Source organism: Microvirga aerophila (assembly GCF_003332305.1).
GTDB classification, from domain to species: Bacteria; Pseudomonadota; Alphaproteobacteria; order Rhizobiales; family Beijerinckiaceae; genus Microvirga; species Microvirga aerophila.
In genome coordinates this window covers 1-15,137 of record NZ_QOIO01000040.1, presented here as the reverse complement: position 1 = coordinate 15,137, position 15,137 = coordinate 1, and the positions used below count along the sequence as shown (strand labels likewise).

Below are 15,137 nucleotides of genomic sequence, written 5' to 3'. Positions count from 1 at the left end.
CATCCACGTCTTCAGCCGCATCAGGGCGTGGATTCCCGGAACAGGCCCGGGGATGACGGAGGTGGAGCGGCGGCCGCTTGACCATCGTAGCGTTCCCTCAGCCCGCCGGACCCGATATACCGCTCCCTACGATACAGGCTGCTTCGGACGAGGCGTGACCCGTGGACGATCTGAACTTTGCCGCCGACTTCCCCATTCCCACCCGCGAGCAATGGCTCGGTCTGGTCGAGGGGGTGCTGAAGGGCGCGGATTTCCAGAAAAAGCTCGTGGGCCGCACCCATGACGGCATCGAGATCCAGCCGCTTTACCCAAAGGCCGAGGGCACTTCGCGCATCAGCCGCGCCGAGCCTGGGCGGTGGCGCGTGTCCCAAAGGACCGATCATCCAGACCCGGCCAAGGCTAATGAACTCGCCCTTGTCGATCTCGACGGCGGTGCGGATGCGCTGACGCTGGTCACCCGCAAGGCCCCGGCGGCGCGGGGTTTCGGCGTCGGCGCAAGGAGTGTCGAGGACCTCGACCGCACCCTGTCGGGCGTCATGCTCGACCTCATCCACCTGCGCCTCGACGCGGGCGGCAAGGGCCGCAAGATGGCCGGCCTGCTGATCGAGCTGGCGGAACGGCGCGGCCACAGGCTTGGAGACCTCTCTCTCGATCTCGGCATGGACCCGATCGGAGCCATGGCGGCCCTCGGGCACCTGTCCGTTCCCTGGGAGGAGGTAACTCGTCGCATGGGCGCCGTTCTCGCAGATCTCGACGGGCGCGGGTTCAGGGGCCGAGCGTTTCTGGCCGATGGGCGGCCTTATCACGAAGGCGGCGGCAGCGAAGCGCAGGAGCTTGCGGCCGTGCTCACCACGGGCGTTGCCTATTTGCGGGCGCTCGAGGCCAACGGCCATTCCGTCGAGGCAGCGCGGGACACCCTCGCGTTCCTGCTCGTGGCGGATGCGGATGAGTTCCTGACCGTTGCCAAGTTCCGGGCCCTGCGGCGGCTATGGGCGCGCATCGAGGAGGCCTCCGGCCTCTCCTCCAAACCCATCCGCCTCCACGCCGAAACCGCCTGGCGCATGACCACCCGGCGCGACCCATGGGTGAACATGCTGCGGGCCACTGTCGCGGCCTTCTCGGCAGGCATCGGTGGAGCGGATGCGATCACCGTGCTGCCCTTCACGTCCGCGCTTGGCCTGCCGGATGCCTTTGCGCGACGGGTCGCGCGCAATACGCAGCTGATCCTGCTCGACGAGGCCAATCTCTGGCGGGTAGCCGATCCTGTCGCCGGAGCCGGCGGCTTCGAGGCGCTGACAGATGCACTCTGCGAAAAGGCCTGGGGGCTTTTCCAGGAGATCGAGCGCGAGGGCGGAATCGTAGAAAGCCTCGCCCGCGGAGCCCTTCAGCAGCGCATCGCGGCTGTACGGGCGCAGCGCGAGAAGGCGGTGGCCACCCGTAGAGAGCCGATCACCGGCACGAGCGAGTTTCCGAACATCCGGGAAGCGGACGTTTCCGTCCTAGCCCTTATCCCACAGGCGCAAGACGAGCAAACCGGCGCAGCAGTCGAAATCGCACCCCTGCCCTCCACCCGCGCTTCAGAGCCCTTTGAGCGCCTGCGCGATCTGTCCGACGCCTATCTGGCTAAGACCGGGTCGCGGCCGAAAGTGTTCCTGGCCAATCTCGGCCCGGCTTCCGCCTTCACGGCTCGCGCGACCTTCGCCAAGAACTTCTTCGAGGCCGGTGGAATAGAAACTGTCATGAGCGACGGGTTTTCAGATAGTGATAAGCTTCTACAAGCTTACCGTGAAAGCAAAGCCAAGCTTTCATGCATCTGCTCGACGGACGAAATTTACGAAAATCACGCAAAACAGACGGCCGATACCTTGCGGTCTGCCGGATCAGGACCCATTTATCTAGCAGGCCGACCGGGAAAAGATGAAGATGAGCTTGCCCGCTCCGGCATTACCACATTCATTTACGCCGGGTGCGACACCCTCAAGGTCTTGAGCGAGGCTCTGGAAGCAGCCTGCGCCTGAACCGTGAGGTTTTCCGTCCCGGGCTCGCAACCGGGAGAAGCACGGCAATGACCTTTGCGAAGAGATCCGCTCTGGCCCTCGGCCTCGGTTTGACCCTGATCGGCGGCGCCTTCGCCGCCTCGTCCGACCGAAACGACGGCACCTGGAGCGTCCAGATGGTGACGGATTCCGGCCTGTGCGACCGCACCTACGGCTATTCGATCGCCATTGAGAACGGGAACGTCCGCTACCTTCTCGCGCCGGGCGACTCGCCGACCACCGTCTCGGGCCGTATCGGCCCCGACGGCGCTGTGGACCTCGATATCCGCCGCAGCATCGCCAAGGTCGATGCCACCGGCCGACTCAACGGCAAATCGGGGTCCGGCACTTGGACCCTCGGCATGCTCGGCTGCACGGGCCGCTGGACGGCCCAGAAGCGCTCCAATATCGTCCAGTCTTAACGGACGACCTGACCAGGACCATCAACAATAACAATACACTTCACGCCGCCGCGTCCCTCGATGCGGCGGCTTTTTCTTTTCCATCACGGGAAGCTGACAGACCGCCCGGGAACCGCCCTGAAAGACCCTTCGTTACCTAACCTCTTCAATGAGGATAGTGGAGTTCTCGATGCGGATTTTTGCATGGCTCGGTGCGGCGACTGTGATGAGCTGCATGCTCGCCCCGCCTGTTCTCGCGCAGACAACCCGGTTCGACGGCAACTGGAGCGTCGAGGTCGTGACGCAGCAGGGTGCTTGCGACCGCGCCTATCGCTACTCGGTGATCATCCAGAACGGCCAGGCCCGCTACGGTGGACCGGAGCAATTCAACGTCAACGGCCGGGTTCAGCCCAACGGCTCCGTCTCGGCCAGCATCTCGCGCGGGCAGGACCGCGCCAACGTGACAGGCCGCCTCTCGGGCAACAACGGAACCGGCACCTGGTCGACCTCTGGCGGGCGTGTCTGCTCGGGCAACTGGAACGCCGAGAAGCGGGGGTAAATCAATCTCCACGGTCTTCCGGGGCCGCTTCGTCCGCCCCCGGAAGACCGTGGAGGCCCCCGACGATGCTCCGATAGCCTAGCGCAGCCGGATGCCCTAGAATAAGGCACATTTCGGCATCGCGACTTCTGAGAGTATTCGTTCCGACCATGACCCGCATCCCGGACTTTTCAGGCGTCAGCTGGGCTGACGCACAAGCGTCGTCCCCGGCCTCCGGCTTGCCGGAAACGACGGGCGAGCCCTGGCTCACCCCGGAAGGCATTGCGGTCAAGAATGCGTATGGGCCCGAGGATCGCGCTGGCCTCGGCTTCGTGGACACCTATCCGGGCATCGCGCCTTACCTGCGCGGCCCCTACCCGACCATGTACGTCAACCAGCCCTGGACCGTGCGTCAGTATGCGGGCTTCTCCACGGCTGAGGATTCCAACGCCTTCTACCGCCGCAATCTGGCGGCAGGTCAAAAAGGCCTGTCGGTCGCGTTCGATCTCGCAACTCACCGGGGCTACGATTCCGACCATCCCCGCGTCTCCGGCGACGTGGGCATGGCAGGCGTCGCCATCGACTCGATCTACGACATGCGCACGCTCTTCGCAGGGATTCCCCTCGACCAGATGAGCGTATCGATGACCATGAACGGCGCGGTGCTGCCCGTGCTCGCGCTCTACATCGTGGCTGCCGAGGAACAGGGCGTTCCGGCCGATAAGCTCTCGGGCACGATCCAGAACGACATTCTGAAAGAGTTCATGGTGCGCAACACCTACATCTACCCGCCCAAGGGGTCGATGCGCATCATCTCTGACATCTTCGCCTACACGTCGGCAAATATGCCGAAGTTCAATTCGATTTCGATCTCCGGCTATCACATGCAGGAGGCGGGAGCCACGCAGGACCTCGAGCTTGCCTACACCCTCGCGGACGGCGTCGAGTACATCCGCGCCGGCATCGCCGCAGGCCTCACCATCGACCAGTTCGCGCCGCGCCTGTCGTTCTTCTGGGCGGTGGGCATGAACTTCTTCATAGAGGTGGCCAAGATGCGCGCCGCCCGCCTGCTCTGGGCGAAGCTCGTGAAGGGGTTCGATCCCAAGAGCGAGAAGTCCCTGCCGCTTCGCACCCACAGCCAGACGTCCGGTTGGTCTCTTACTGCCCAGGACGTGTTCAACAACGTGGCGCGCACCTGCATCGAAGCCATGGCGGCAACCCAAGGGCATACGCAGTCGCTGCACACCAACGCCCTCGACGAGGCGCTCGCCCTGCCCACCGATTTCTCCGCCCGCATCGCCCGCAACACGCAGCTCTTCCTCCAGCAGGAAAGCGGCATCACGCGCATCATCGATCCATGGGGCGGCTCGTACTATGTCGAGCGCCTGACGCAGGAACTTGCGGCGAAAGCCTGGAGCCATATTCAGGAAGTGGAATCCCTCGGCGGCATGGCCAAGGCCATCGAGGCAGGCATTCCCAAGCTCAAGATCGAGGAAGCCGCGGCCCGCACCCAAGCGCGCATCGATTCAGGCCATCAGAAGATCATCGGCGTGAATGCCTTCCGGCCGAACGACGAGGCGACCATCGACATCCTCAAGGTCGACAACGCGGCGGTGCGCGCGCAGCAGATCGAGAAGCTCCAGCGCCTGCGCGCCGAGCGCAATCAGAACGACGTTGATGCCGCGCTCGCAGCCCTTTCGAAGGGCGCCGCCACGAATGAGGGCAACCTGCTCGATCTGGCCGTGAAGGCCGCGCGGGCGAAGGCCACCGTGGGCGAGATTTCCGACGCCCTGGAGAAGGTCTGGGGCCGTCACAGGGCCGAGATCAAGGCGATCTCCGGCGTCTATAAGCGGGAGGTCGGCATGGCGTCGCCTGCGGTCGAACGGGTCCGGCACCTGGTCGAAGATTTCGAGACCAACGACGGGCGCCGCCCGCGCATCCTTGTGGCCAAGATGGGCCAGGACGGGCACGATCGCGGCCAGAAGGTGATCGCGTCCGCGTTTGCCGATCTCGGGTTCGACGTGGATATCGGTCCCCTCTTCGCCACTCCCGGCGAGGCTGCCCGTCAGGCCATCGAAAACGACGTGCACATCATCGGCGTATCGTCGCTCGCGGCCGGCCACCTCACCCTCGTGCCGGAGTTGCGCGCCGAACTCGCGAAGTATGGCCGCGAGGACATCATGATCGTGGTGGGCGGGGTGATCCCGCCGCAGGATTTCGATGCGCTCGTCAAGGCCGGCGCCTCGGCGATCTTCCCGCCCGGCACGGTGATCGCAGACGCGGCCGTCAACCTGATCGAAGATCTCAACCGCCGCCTCGGCTACGGCCCCAAGCAGGCGGCGGAGTAAATCGCTCACCCTTGCGGCGGCTGGCGGTTATAAACGTAGTCGCCCTTCTCCAGATAGGCCAGTTCCTCGGGCGTGGACTCGCGCCCAAGCAATGCGTTGCGGTGCGGAAAGCGGCCGAAGCGGCCGATCACGCCGCGGTGGCCGCGGGCCTGGCTCAAAGAAAACTCGTAGATTGGCCGAAGGTGCGCAGGCGCCTCCTCCAATGCCGTCTCCGAGATCGCGACGATCCGGTCCAAACGCTCCAGGTGATCCGGCCCTTCCGCATGAGCGGTGGGAAGCAGGAAGAAGAACTTCTCCCAGTTGCTCCCAAGCGCATCGTAGTGTCCGTTCCTCAACCCCTCCTCGGCGAGGCGTAGCGCCTCGGGATCGGATGCGTAAGCCTCAGGCGTCCCAGCCAGGAGGCCGCGCGTGAACTGGTCGAGCACGATGATGAGGGACAGCCGTCCCCAGGGGTTATCGGCCCAATTGTCCAGGTGACCGGATCGGGCTGCGTCCAGGATCGGCGCGAGCGGTCCGAGTTCCGCACTCGCGCCGCCGCGCATCCACCATGTCAGCATGCGCCAGTGGGTCGCCGTATCCGCACCGTCCAGTTCGATCGGAAACCAGAAATCGTAAACCGTTCGCCAGTCCAGAGCCTCAGTCATCCAAGCCCCCTGCAACAGGACGTGGAGGCGGGATTTTAGCACGCAACTCGACGATGGGCGCGGCTCTTAAGATGGGCAGCCCCTTTGCGCTTTCGCCGTAGCCGCCTTGGCAGAGCGAGGGTGCGACGTTCAGACCTTCCATCCTATGTCAGGCCTTAACCAGCCCCAACGTATGCTGCCCTGAGACAATGAGCGTGAAACGCGCAGGGGGCGCATATGTCACTTAATCTCGACAGCTATACACTGACGTTTTCGGACGAATTCACCGGCAGCTATCTCGACACATCGGTCTGGGGCACGAAGTACTGGTGGGGCGGACGCACCCTCTCGACCAATGGCGAGATGCAGTATTTCGCGGATCGCTCGACGGCCGTCGTACAGAAATATCCACACCTCGATCCGTTTCGGATCGATCAGGACCAGAACCAAGCCGGCGACGGCATTCTCACCATCAGGGCGAGCGTTTCGCCGGAAACTGGATTAACCGAGAACCTTCCTTACGTGTCAGGGCTCATCACCACGCATGGCACGTTCTCGCAGACCTACGGCTATTTCGAGATTTCCGCCCAGGTGCCTTCGGGCCAGGGCTTGTGGCCCGCCTTCTGGATGCTGCCGCAAAGCGGAAACTGGCCGCCGGAAATCGACGTGCTCGAACTGCTCGGACATGACCCGACCACATACTATGTCGGGTCCCATTGGAAGGACGCGTCCGGCCAGCATGTCTACGACACCCAGTCCTATGCGGCTGGCGTCGATCTCTCGCAAGGCTTCCACTCCTACGGCACCCTTTGGACCGCGGACGCGATCACCTTCTACCTCGACGGGCAGGAGGTTTACACGATGCAGACCCCTGCAGGAATGGACGAGCCGATGTATCTGCTGGCCGGGCTGGCCGTGGGCGGCAACTGGCCGGGCGCACCGGATGCGTCAACACAGTTTCCGGCCGAGTTCCAGATCGACTACATCCGCGCCTGGGCCCTGTCCGCCACAACCCCGGAGCCCACCATAGTGGGCGGCTCCGGGGCCGACACCCTTTCCGGCAGCCAGCAGGACGACGTGATCTTCGGCTATGGCGGCAACGATTGGCTGGAAGGTCTCAGAGGGAACGACACGCTCAATGGGGGCAGTGGCATAGACAAATTCGTTTACCGGACAGCTTCGTCCGGGCACGACATCATCCTGGATTTCGAGCCGAACGGCGGCAACTTGGTGCAGGTGTCCAAATTGGCCGCGGGCGTGAAGAACTTCTCCCAACTCTACCGTAACATCAATGATGTATCCGGAGAGGCGGTTCTCAAGCTCGCCGATGGCGGCACCGTCACGTTCGTCGGTGTCAGGAAAGCGCAGCTGGCCTACGACGATTTCCTGATCCTTTGAGACCCGCGCCTGGAAACGGCAGAGCAGCCCTGAGGGCTGCTCTGTCTTCGAGGCTACCGTGAGGGTGAGCCAGGCTCGATGATCATTCGAGCGTGATGCCGGCGGTCTTGATGACCTGCTCCCACTTGGACCCTTCGGCCTGCATGTAGGCGGCCATCTGGTTCGGGGAGCTATGGAGCACATCGACGCCCGCGCCGGTCAGCTTCTCGCGGATCTCCGGTTGGTTCACAACCTTCCGATAGGTCTCGTTGAGCTTGTTGATGATTTCGGGCGGAGTGCCCTCCGGAGCCACGATCCCCTGCCAAGCCCAGGCTTCAAAGCCCGGATGGTCGGCCGCCACGGGCGGCACGCCCGGAAGGCCGTAGAACTCGCCCGGCGAGGCAACTGCGATAGCCTTGATGGGGCCTGAAAGCTGCGAGCGTGCGGTCGCGAAGTCGATGAACATCATGCTGATGTTGCCGGCAACAAGGTCCTGCACGGCGGGAGCCGCGCCCCGGTACGGCACATGCGTGAACTTGACGCCCGCTCGCTGGGACAGCAGTTCCGTCGCCAGGTGAAACGGGCTCCCGAGCCCCGGGGTGCCATAGTTGATCTCGCCGGGCCTCTTCTTGGCCTCCTCGATCAGCTCCTGCACCGAGTTCACCTTGAGCTTGTCCGTGTTGACGAGAAGCACGAGGGCAAACCGACCGCTGAGTGAGATCGGGCTGAAATCCTTAAATGGGTCGAAGTTCAGCTTGCGGTACAGGGTGCGGTTCGTCGCAAAGGTCGCGCTGTCGCCGAGAAGAAGCGTGTAACCGTCCGGCTCTGCGCGCGCGACCGATTCCGCCCCAAGGTTGGTGCCTGCCCCGGCCTTGTTCTCGATGACGAATTGCTGGCCGAGCTGCTTGCCGATCTCCGCAAAGACCAGGCGGGCGAAGAAATCCGTTCCGCCACCCGCCGCATACGGCACGACCACGCGCACCGGACGGGTCGGGTAGTCGGCCTGTGCGAAAGCCGCCGATGTGGCGAGGCTCGAAGCTGCGGCGGCAGCCGCGACGCCTATGAGAATGCTGCGGCGGGTCCAGGTCATCGTTTCCTCCGGTGGGTTCTCGTTTTGACAAGAACCTAGTCCCGGACCCTGCGAGGACAAGCGAGACTTCCGTGCAAGCTCGATTGGATCAATCCGCCCGGTCGATCGCCCGCTTCACCACCTGCTGCACTTCCGGATTGGACAGGAAGAGGTCGTGGTTGATGTTGATGAAGCTGCCGCCGAACTCGGTGGCGTCGGCCACCCTGACGCCGAGGGATTCCAGCCGCTCCCGATCGGCCGCGCCGGCCCGCACGATGCCGCCCGCCAGGCGGCTCGACACCGCAAGCGCCCGGTCGTTGGTGGAGCTGATGACGGTGATCTTCTTGGCGTCCGTGCCAAGCCGTTCAAGCCCGCGGGCGAAAAGATCGATGTCGATGTCGGGAGCAGCGAGCACCACGGCGCCGATGCGCGACATGGCGTCGTCGCCACCCGAGCCGCGCAGCATCCGCAAGGTCTCGAGGGTCAGCAGCGTGCCCATGCTGTGCGCCACGATGTGGATGCGCCCGCCGCTCGGGGTCTTGGCGATGGCCGTGAGCAGATCCTCCAGGGCATCGCGGGACCACATGGCGCTCTCGCGATCGCTCACGTAGCTGAAGGTGGAGCCGGCAGACGGCCAGGTGAAAAGGCCGGTCGCGCCCCGGAACTTGATGCCCTCGGACAGATGCACGGTGGATGTAGCGGCGGTCTCGAAGCTTTCTCGGTACCCGTGGATGTACAGGAGCAGGTCACGGCCGAACGCCGCCTGGGCGAAGGCCTGAGCTGCGCCCTTGCGAACCGGCGGCTCGACCGACGCGATGGCCCAGTCCGACGATCCGATGAGCGAGTTGGCCGGGGGCGTCAGGCGCGCCTCGGCGAAAACCAGGTCCGGCGAGCGCTGGCTGTTGAACCATGGCTTGCGCAGGGGCTCGCCCACCGGCATGCGCGTGGTCGCCACCAGGAGCTTGGGGTCGTTCGAAAGACTGGCGCGGGACGCCAGCGACGCATCCGTCAGGGCCGATTCGTCTCCGAGGCAGCCCGACAGGGTAAGAGCAGCGATGGCCATGAGAGCAAGGCGGGGAAGCGGAAAGAGCATGAAGGCCGAGGACCCAGGAAATTAATCGGAATGCTGTTTCGCGCCCGATCATGGCGGGCGCAAGGCGGCGACAGAGAATGGCCCCAATGCTTGCCAAGGATGGTAAACCCTTGGTGAACGAGCCGAGCCAGAAGGCCGCAGCGCCTTGATGCGTCAGGAATCCAAGCATACCTCTGCAACCATGTTCATGCTCGTTCTCGCCCGCCTCCTCCTCGTGGTTCTCGGCCTTTTCCTTTTTCCTCTCGGGGCGCATGCGGTCTGGTGGGCCATGCGCGACGATGTGGCGCCGAGCTGGCGCGCCGCCGATTGGTCGAGCGCGAGGCTCCTGCCGCAGCCCTCCGCCGCGCCGCAGGCCATTGTGGCCGTCTATGCCGCGCGGGTGGGCCGTTGGCGCGGGATCTTCGCTCATCATACCTGGGTGGTGGTGAAGGAAGCCGACGCACGCCAGTACACCCGCTACGACAAGGTCGGCTGGGGCAGCCCGGTGCGCACCAACGGATGGGTCGCCGATGGGCGCTGGTTCGGTAATGCGCCGCAACCCATCGTGCTGATCGAAGGCGAGGCCGCGCAGCGGCTGATCCCGCAGATCCAGCAGGCGGTCACCTCCTACCCATACCGGAGCGCGGGCGACTACAATGCGTGGCCTGGCCCGAACTCCAATACGTTCGTGGCCCACGTGATGCGCCAGGTGCCGGAGCTGGGAGCAGCGCTTCCGCCCACCGCCATTGGGAAGGATTGGCAGCCCTTTCGCGACATTGTCGGCCTGACCCCGAGCCGCACGGGCGTGCAGGTCTCCCTCGGCGGCTATGCGGGTCTCACCATCGGCTGGGTCGAAGGGTTCGAGGTCGATTTCCTGGGCCTCATCGCCGGGCTCGATGTCCGCCGCCCGGCGATCAAGCTTCCCGGCTGGGGACGGATCGGCATGAACCCGGTTACTTGGTGAAAGTCGCACAGGAACGATGCGCATCCTCTCGACGTAGGCGTCGGAAGGGTTCCAAAAGTGGAGTCCACTTTTAGGGTTTGATGCTCTAAGCCTGTCCTCATGAACGGGGGCTCACACACACGACAGCCGGTGACGGCTCAGGCCGTTGCGCGCGGCGACCGCGCGGCGTTGGCGCGCGCGATCACGCTGATGGAATCGCGCCGGGCCGACCACCGGGAGACCGCGCGGGCGCTCCTGCAGGAGCTGATGCCCCGCACCGGACAGGCTGTGCGCGTCGGCATCACGGGCGTTCCGGGCGTCGGCAAGTCGACGACCATCGATGCACTCGGCTCCGCGCTCACCGAGAAGGGCCACAGGGTGGCGGTGCTCGCGGTCGATCCCAGCTCCACCCGAACGGGCGGCGCGATCCTGGGTGACAAGACCCGGATGGCGCGGCTTGCCAGTGACCCGAACGCCTTCATCCGCCCCTCCCCGTCCTCCGGCACCCTCGGCGGTGTCGCGGCCAAGACCCGCGAGACGATGCTGCTGTGCGAGGCGGCGGGCTTCGACGTGATCCTTGTGGAAACGGTCGGCGTCGGACAATCGGAGACGGCGGTCGCCGAGCTGACAGATTTCTTCCTCGTGCTGATGCTGCCCGGCGCCGGCGACGAGTTGCAGGGCATCAAGAAGGGCATTCTGGAACTGGCCGACATGATCGCCGTCAACAAGGCGGATGACGCCGGCATGAAGGCGAAGGCGGCGGCAGCGGAATACAAGGCGGCGCTCCACATCCTCACCCCCGCCTCAAGCACCTGGACGCCGCCGGTGCTCACGGTCTCCGGGTTGACCGGCCAAGGGCTCGACGAGCTGTGGACCAAGGTTCTCGAACACCGCAAGCGCCTGGAGGCGACAGGGGAACTGGCCGCCAAGCGACAGGCGCAGGATACCAAATGGATGTGGGCGCTGGTCCATGAGCGGCTACATGACCGCCTCGCACATGATCCCGGCTTGCGCAGGCGCGTTCCCGAAATCGAGAAGGCGATCGGCGACGGGGCGCTGTCTCCCGATGCGGGCGCGAGCGAGATCATCCGGCTGCTCGGGCTCTGACCCCAAGAGCGTATATCCCGAATTGCCCCTGATCGTTGCCGACGAATCCGTTTCTATGGAAGGAACCAGTTTGCCTGCAGCCAAACGTGGGGCCGCTCTCCAACGCGTTCATGCTTTCCTGGGTCGTGCGACTTGCGATCCCGCCCGGTGCAAGTCCCATTTCTCGGTCGACGGGGCGTCAGGGACATTTCGTCAAGATACCGATTCTTCACCCTGTCAGGAGATCCTAACTCCGGTACATGATTTTGGAATTTTTTGGCCGGCATCCGACGATCCGTTGCCCGGCCGGACGCGTTGAATACCAATAGACGAGGAGGAACGGCGTGTGAGCACTTCCGACTTCCTGACCGACGTGGGCGTCATGGGCGCCCGTATCAAAGCGCATGACTGGTCGACCTCGTCACTCGGCCCGATCGACACCTGGCCGCAGCCGTTGCGCATCATGCTCGACACTCTGCTCGCTTCGAAGTTTCCCGGCTACATTGCCTGGGGGCCGGAACTCATCAGCTTCTACAACGACGCCTATCTGCCGATGCTCGGGGAGAAGCACGACGCCCTCGGAAAACCCCTGCGAGAGGTCTGGCCTGAAATCTGGGACGAGATCCTGCCCATTGCCGAAGGTGCGCTCAGGGGTGTGGCGAGCTATCTTGAGGACCTGCCCTATACCTTGCTGCGCAACGGCTATCCGGAACAGACTTGGTTCACGTTTTCCTACAGCCCCATCCGCATCGAGGACGGCAAGGTCGGCGGCGTCTTTTGCATCATTCAGGAGACGACCAAGCGGGTACAGACCGAACAGCGGCTTCAGTTCCTGGTCGATCTCGGCAACCGCCTGCGCACGTTGAGCAATCCACGAGACGCCATGGCGGCCGCGGCAGAGATGTTGGGCCGGCACTTGGCGGCGAGCCGCGCTGGCTATGTGGAAATGGGCGCGACCGGGGAAACCATGTCGGTGGATAGCGACTGGACCGACGGCGTCACGCCCACCTTCGCCGGGCGTTACCGCATCGAGGATTTCGGCAGCCCGATCCATGAGGAACTCGCGGCCGGGCAAACCGTCCGCCTGGACGACGCCCTCACCGACTCGCGTACGGCCCAAAAGGATGTTGCCGAGGCGTTCATCGCCAATGGCAAGCGTGCGAGCCTCATCGTTCCGATCATCAAGGCCGGTGTGCTGGCAGCAACGCTCTACATCCATCAGACCGAACCCCGTCAGTGGCGCGACGACGAGGTGGCGCTGGCGCAGGAAGTCGCTGAGCGCACCTGGGAGGCGGCGGCGCGGATGCGCGCCGAGAAGGCCCTGAAGGAGGGCCAGGAGCGCTTCCGGCAGTTCGCCGAGCATTCGGCCACCGTCCTTTGGATTCACGACCTCGATACCGGGCAGCTCGAATATCTCAGCCCTGCATACGAAGCCATATGGGGCGAACCCGCGGAGGTCGCGTTGAGCAATCCGGATCATTGGATCGAGACCCTCCATCCCGACGATAGGGCGCTTGCCTCGAAGTTTCGCGAGCGGGTCCAGCGCGGCGAGGATTTCACCCAGGAATATCATATCGTCCGGCCGGACGGCGGCGTGCGCTGGATCCGGGATTCGTTCTTTCCCATTCGCGACGAGCACGGGCGGATCCGGCGCGCGGGCGGAATCGCGCAGGACATCACGCAGCATGACGGATCGATCGTTTACGTGGTCGACGGCAGCGACACCTCGCGCAAGGAGATCTGCCTCCTGCTCCAGGGCGTCGGCTACGAGGTCAAGGTCTTCGCCTCCGCGCAGCGGTTCCTCGAGGTTGCGCCGATGCTGGTTCCCGGCTGTGTCGTGCTCAATGTCCGGACACCGGAAGCGGGCGCGCTCACGATCCCGAGGGAGTTCAAGGCCCGCCGGCTCAGCCTGCCGGTCATCGTCATCGGCGAAGCCTATGGCAATGTGGACTTCGGCGTTCAGGCCATGAAGGCCGGCGCGGTGGACTTTCTCGATACGCCTTACGGACCGGAGCAGCTTCTGGACTCGGTTGCCTCGGCGCTCGCGGCCATTCACAAATCGGCCGAGAGCGACCAGATCGGACAGCGTTTCAAAGCCCAGATCGCCGGCTTGTCGGGCCGGGAGCGCGAGGTGCTCGACGGGCTTCTAGCGGGCGGCACCAACAAGACCATTGCGAGAGACCTGGACATCAGCCCGCGCACGGTGGAAGCGCATCGGGCACGCATCATGGAGCGACTCGGCGCCCGCAGCCTGCCGGAGCTGGTGCAGATCGCCGTTGCGGCAGGCCTTCAGCGCAGCGCGTCCGGCAGCGGAGGGAGCCCGCACTGAAGCCGACCCGGGAGTCCCCGGCAACCTATTGCAGCAAATCAGGCGCAACCCGATAGCGGCCGACCTCGATGCCGTTCCAGTTCTTGATCACGGGCTGCGCCAGCGCCTCGACGGCGGCGCGTTCCTCGTCGCGAAGCGAGAGGAAGTGGAGCACGAGGCCCGCCATCATGGCCTCGGCCGCGCGGGTGCTGCCGTCGTCGGCTTTCAGGGCGACGCCGTATCCGAGCTCCGGGAAGGTCGCGCAATAGACGCCCTCGGCTCCGACCTTCACGAAGGCGCGCTCGCCCAGGAGCTCCATCAATTTCGTGTCGAAGCGATCGGTGCCCGCCACCATGAACGGGTGCTTCGCCACCGCCTGCCGGATCCGCCTGGCGGCCTCCTGGCAGGCGCGGGACAGGCCCGCTCCGGTGCCGAACCTGGCGAAGCCGAAGGCGAGCGCGGGCAGCGGAATCGCATAGGTGGGAATCGAGCATCCGTCGATGCCCTGCTCCTCGTCCGTATGGGAGCTGCCGGTGATATCCTCCAGGGCGGCCCGCACGGTTTGCTGGACCTTGTGCCCGGCCTTCACATAGCCGGCCGGATCCTCGTTCACGCCGCAGGCTAGGCAGATGAAACCCGCATGCTTGCCCGAGCAGTTGTTGTGAAGCGCGCTCGGAGACTTGCCCTTCGCCGCCAAGGCGCGGGCGGCGGCATCGCCCATGGGCCAGTGCGTCCCGCATTCGAGGCATGCCACGTCCCGCCCCGCCTTCGCCAGCATGGAGGCGGCCGCCGCCGCATGCGCGGGCTCGCCCGAATGGGACGCGCAGGCCAGGGCGATCTCGTCGTCGGTCAGCCCATACTTGTCGGCAATCCCGCTCTCGACCAGAGGCAGCGCCTGGAGCGCCTTCACGGCGGAGCGCGGAAACACGTGGCGCTCCACGTCGCCGATGGACAGAACCGTCGCCCCATCCGCGTCGATCACCGAAACGCTGCCGCGATGGCGCGATTCGACAAGTTCGCCCCGCAAAACCTCGACGAGAAAAGGATTATCCATGAAAGGCCTCGCTTTAAAACGCGGTCTTTTGTGCGGGGACGGCCTGAAAGTCAAAGGAATCCTTGTTTCAAAACAGATATTTTCGGCCGGGTATGGCCTGTGGGTTGCAGGAGAGCGCCCCTGCGCCTAAACCCGCCTCCAAAGGAACGCGGGGAAGATCCTGATGCGGATAGCGATGATTGGGGCTGGCTATGTGGGCCTCGTGTCGGGAGCCTGCTTTGCGGATTTCGGGCATGCGGTGTGCTGCGTCGACAAGGAGCCGGCCAAGATCGACGCGCTGAA

The 15,137-nt window shown here is 64.6% G+C and carries 13 protein-coding genes; 9 read left to right on the top strand and 4 right to left on the bottom strand.

All coding sequences use genetic code 11. The features are described from left to right. The first annotated feature begins 161 nt into the window (after positions 1 to 161). The 4 genes from DRB19_RS19735 (at position 162) to scpA (ending at position 5,323) form a co-directional block, all read left to right on the top strand. A complete protein-coding gene (locus DRB19_RS19735) occupies positions 162 to 2,018 on the top strand; it encodes a methylmalonyl-CoA mutase family protein (protein WP_114187742.1) in 1,857 nt (618 codons plus the stop codon). A gap of 47 nt (positions 2,019 to 2,065) precedes the next feature. Further along, positions 2,066 to 2,458: a hypothetical protein gene (locus tag DRB19_RS19730; RefSeq protein ID WP_114187741.1), complete on the top strand. Its 393-nt coding sequence runs from the start codon at positions 2,066 to 2,068 to the stop codon at positions 2,456 to 2,458. Between the two features lie 169 nt (positions 2,459 to 2,627). Next, positions 2,628 to 2,996 (top strand): hypothetical protein, encoded by a 369-nt coding sequence (locus tag DRB19_RS19725; protein ID WP_114187740.1) that lies wholly within the window; start codon positions 2,628 to 2,630, stop codon positions 2,994 to 2,996. Between the two features lie 149 nt (positions 2,997 to 3,145). Beyond that, positions 3,146 to 5,323, top strand: coding sequence for a methylmalonyl-CoA mutase (gene scpA / locus DRB19_RS19720; RefSeq protein ID WP_114187739.1), 2,178 nt, complete (start codon positions 3,146 to 3,148; stop codon positions 5,321 to 5,323). A 5-nt stretch (positions 5,324 to 5,328) separates the two neighbouring features. Here scpA and DRB19_RS19715 read toward each other — a convergent pair whose 3' ends face one another. Then, positions 5,329 to 5,967 (bottom strand): DUF924 family protein, encoded by a 639-nt coding sequence (locus tag DRB19_RS19715; protein WP_114187738.1) that lies wholly within the window; start codon positions 5,965 to 5,967, stop codon positions 5,329 to 5,331. Between the two features lie 216 nt (positions 5,968 to 6,183). Between DRB19_RS19715 and DRB19_RS19710 the strand changes: the two genes are divergently transcribed. Continuing rightward, positions 6,184 to 7,344, top strand: coding sequence for a family 16 glycosylhydrolase (locus DRB19_RS19710; protein ID WP_114187737.1), 1,161 nt, complete (start codon positions 6,184 to 6,186; stop codon positions 7,342 to 7,344). An 82-nt stretch (positions 7,345 to 7,426) separates the two neighbouring features. Here the strand turns inward: DRB19_RS19710 and DRB19_RS19705 are convergent, their stop codons facing one another. Together DRB19_RS19705 and DRB19_RS19700 are read right to left on the bottom strand one after the other, a co-directional pair. Continuing rightward, entirely contained in the window at positions 7,427 to 8,413 is a 987-nt protein-coding gene (locus tag DRB19_RS19705) for a Bug family tripartite tricarboxylate transporter substrate binding protein (RefSeq protein WP_114187736.1), read from the bottom strand. 88 nt (positions 8,414 to 8,501) lie between these two features. After that, entirely contained in the window at positions 8,502 to 9,485 is a 984-nt protein-coding gene (locus DRB19_RS19700; RefSeq protein ID WP_114187735.1) for an alpha/beta hydrolase, read from the bottom strand. 148 nt (positions 9,486 to 9,633) lie between these two features. On the opposite strand from DRB19_RS19700, the gene DRB19_RS19695 reads away from it, so the two are divergent. The 3 genes from DRB19_RS19695 (at position 9,634) to DRB19_RS19685 (ending at position 13,822) form a co-directional block, all read left to right on the top strand. Next, positions 9,634 to 10,428 (top strand): DUF3750 domain-containing protein, encoded by a 795-nt coding sequence (locus tag DRB19_RS19695; protein ID WP_245439681.1) that lies wholly within the window; start codon positions 9,634 to 9,636, stop codon positions 10,426 to 10,428. A 99-nt stretch (positions 10,429 to 10,527) separates the two neighbouring features. After that, positions 10,528 to 11,514: a methylmalonyl Co-A mutase-associated GTPase MeaB gene (meaB, locus tag DRB19_RS19690; protein ID WP_114187734.1), complete on the top strand. Its 987-nt coding sequence runs from the start codon at positions 10,528 to 10,530 to the stop codon at positions 11,512 to 11,514. 325 nt (positions 11,515 to 11,839) lie between these two features. Next, on the top strand, positions 11,840 to 13,822 hold the full coding sequence (locus DRB19_RS19685) for a LuxR C-terminal-related transcriptional regulator (RefSeq protein WP_114187733.1): 1,983 nt from the start codon (positions 11,840 to 11,842) through the stop codon (positions 13,820 to 13,822). Positions 13,823 to 13,847: 25 nt separating this feature from the next. On the opposite strand, the gene DRB19_RS19680 is transcribed toward DRB19_RS19685, so the two are convergent. Continuing rightward, complete coding sequence (locus DRB19_RS19680; RefSeq protein ID WP_114187732.1) at positions 13,848 to 14,855, bottom strand: asparaginase; 1,008 nt, start codon at positions 14,853 to 14,855, stop codon at positions 13,848 to 13,850. Between the two features lie 163 nt (positions 14,856 to 15,018). On the opposite strand from DRB19_RS19680, the gene DRB19_RS31540 reads away from it, so the two are divergent. After that, a partial coding sequence (locus DRB19_RS31540) for a hypothetical protein (RefSeq protein WP_162815769.1) occupies positions 15,019 to 15,137 on the top strand: 119 nt, incomplete at its 3' end.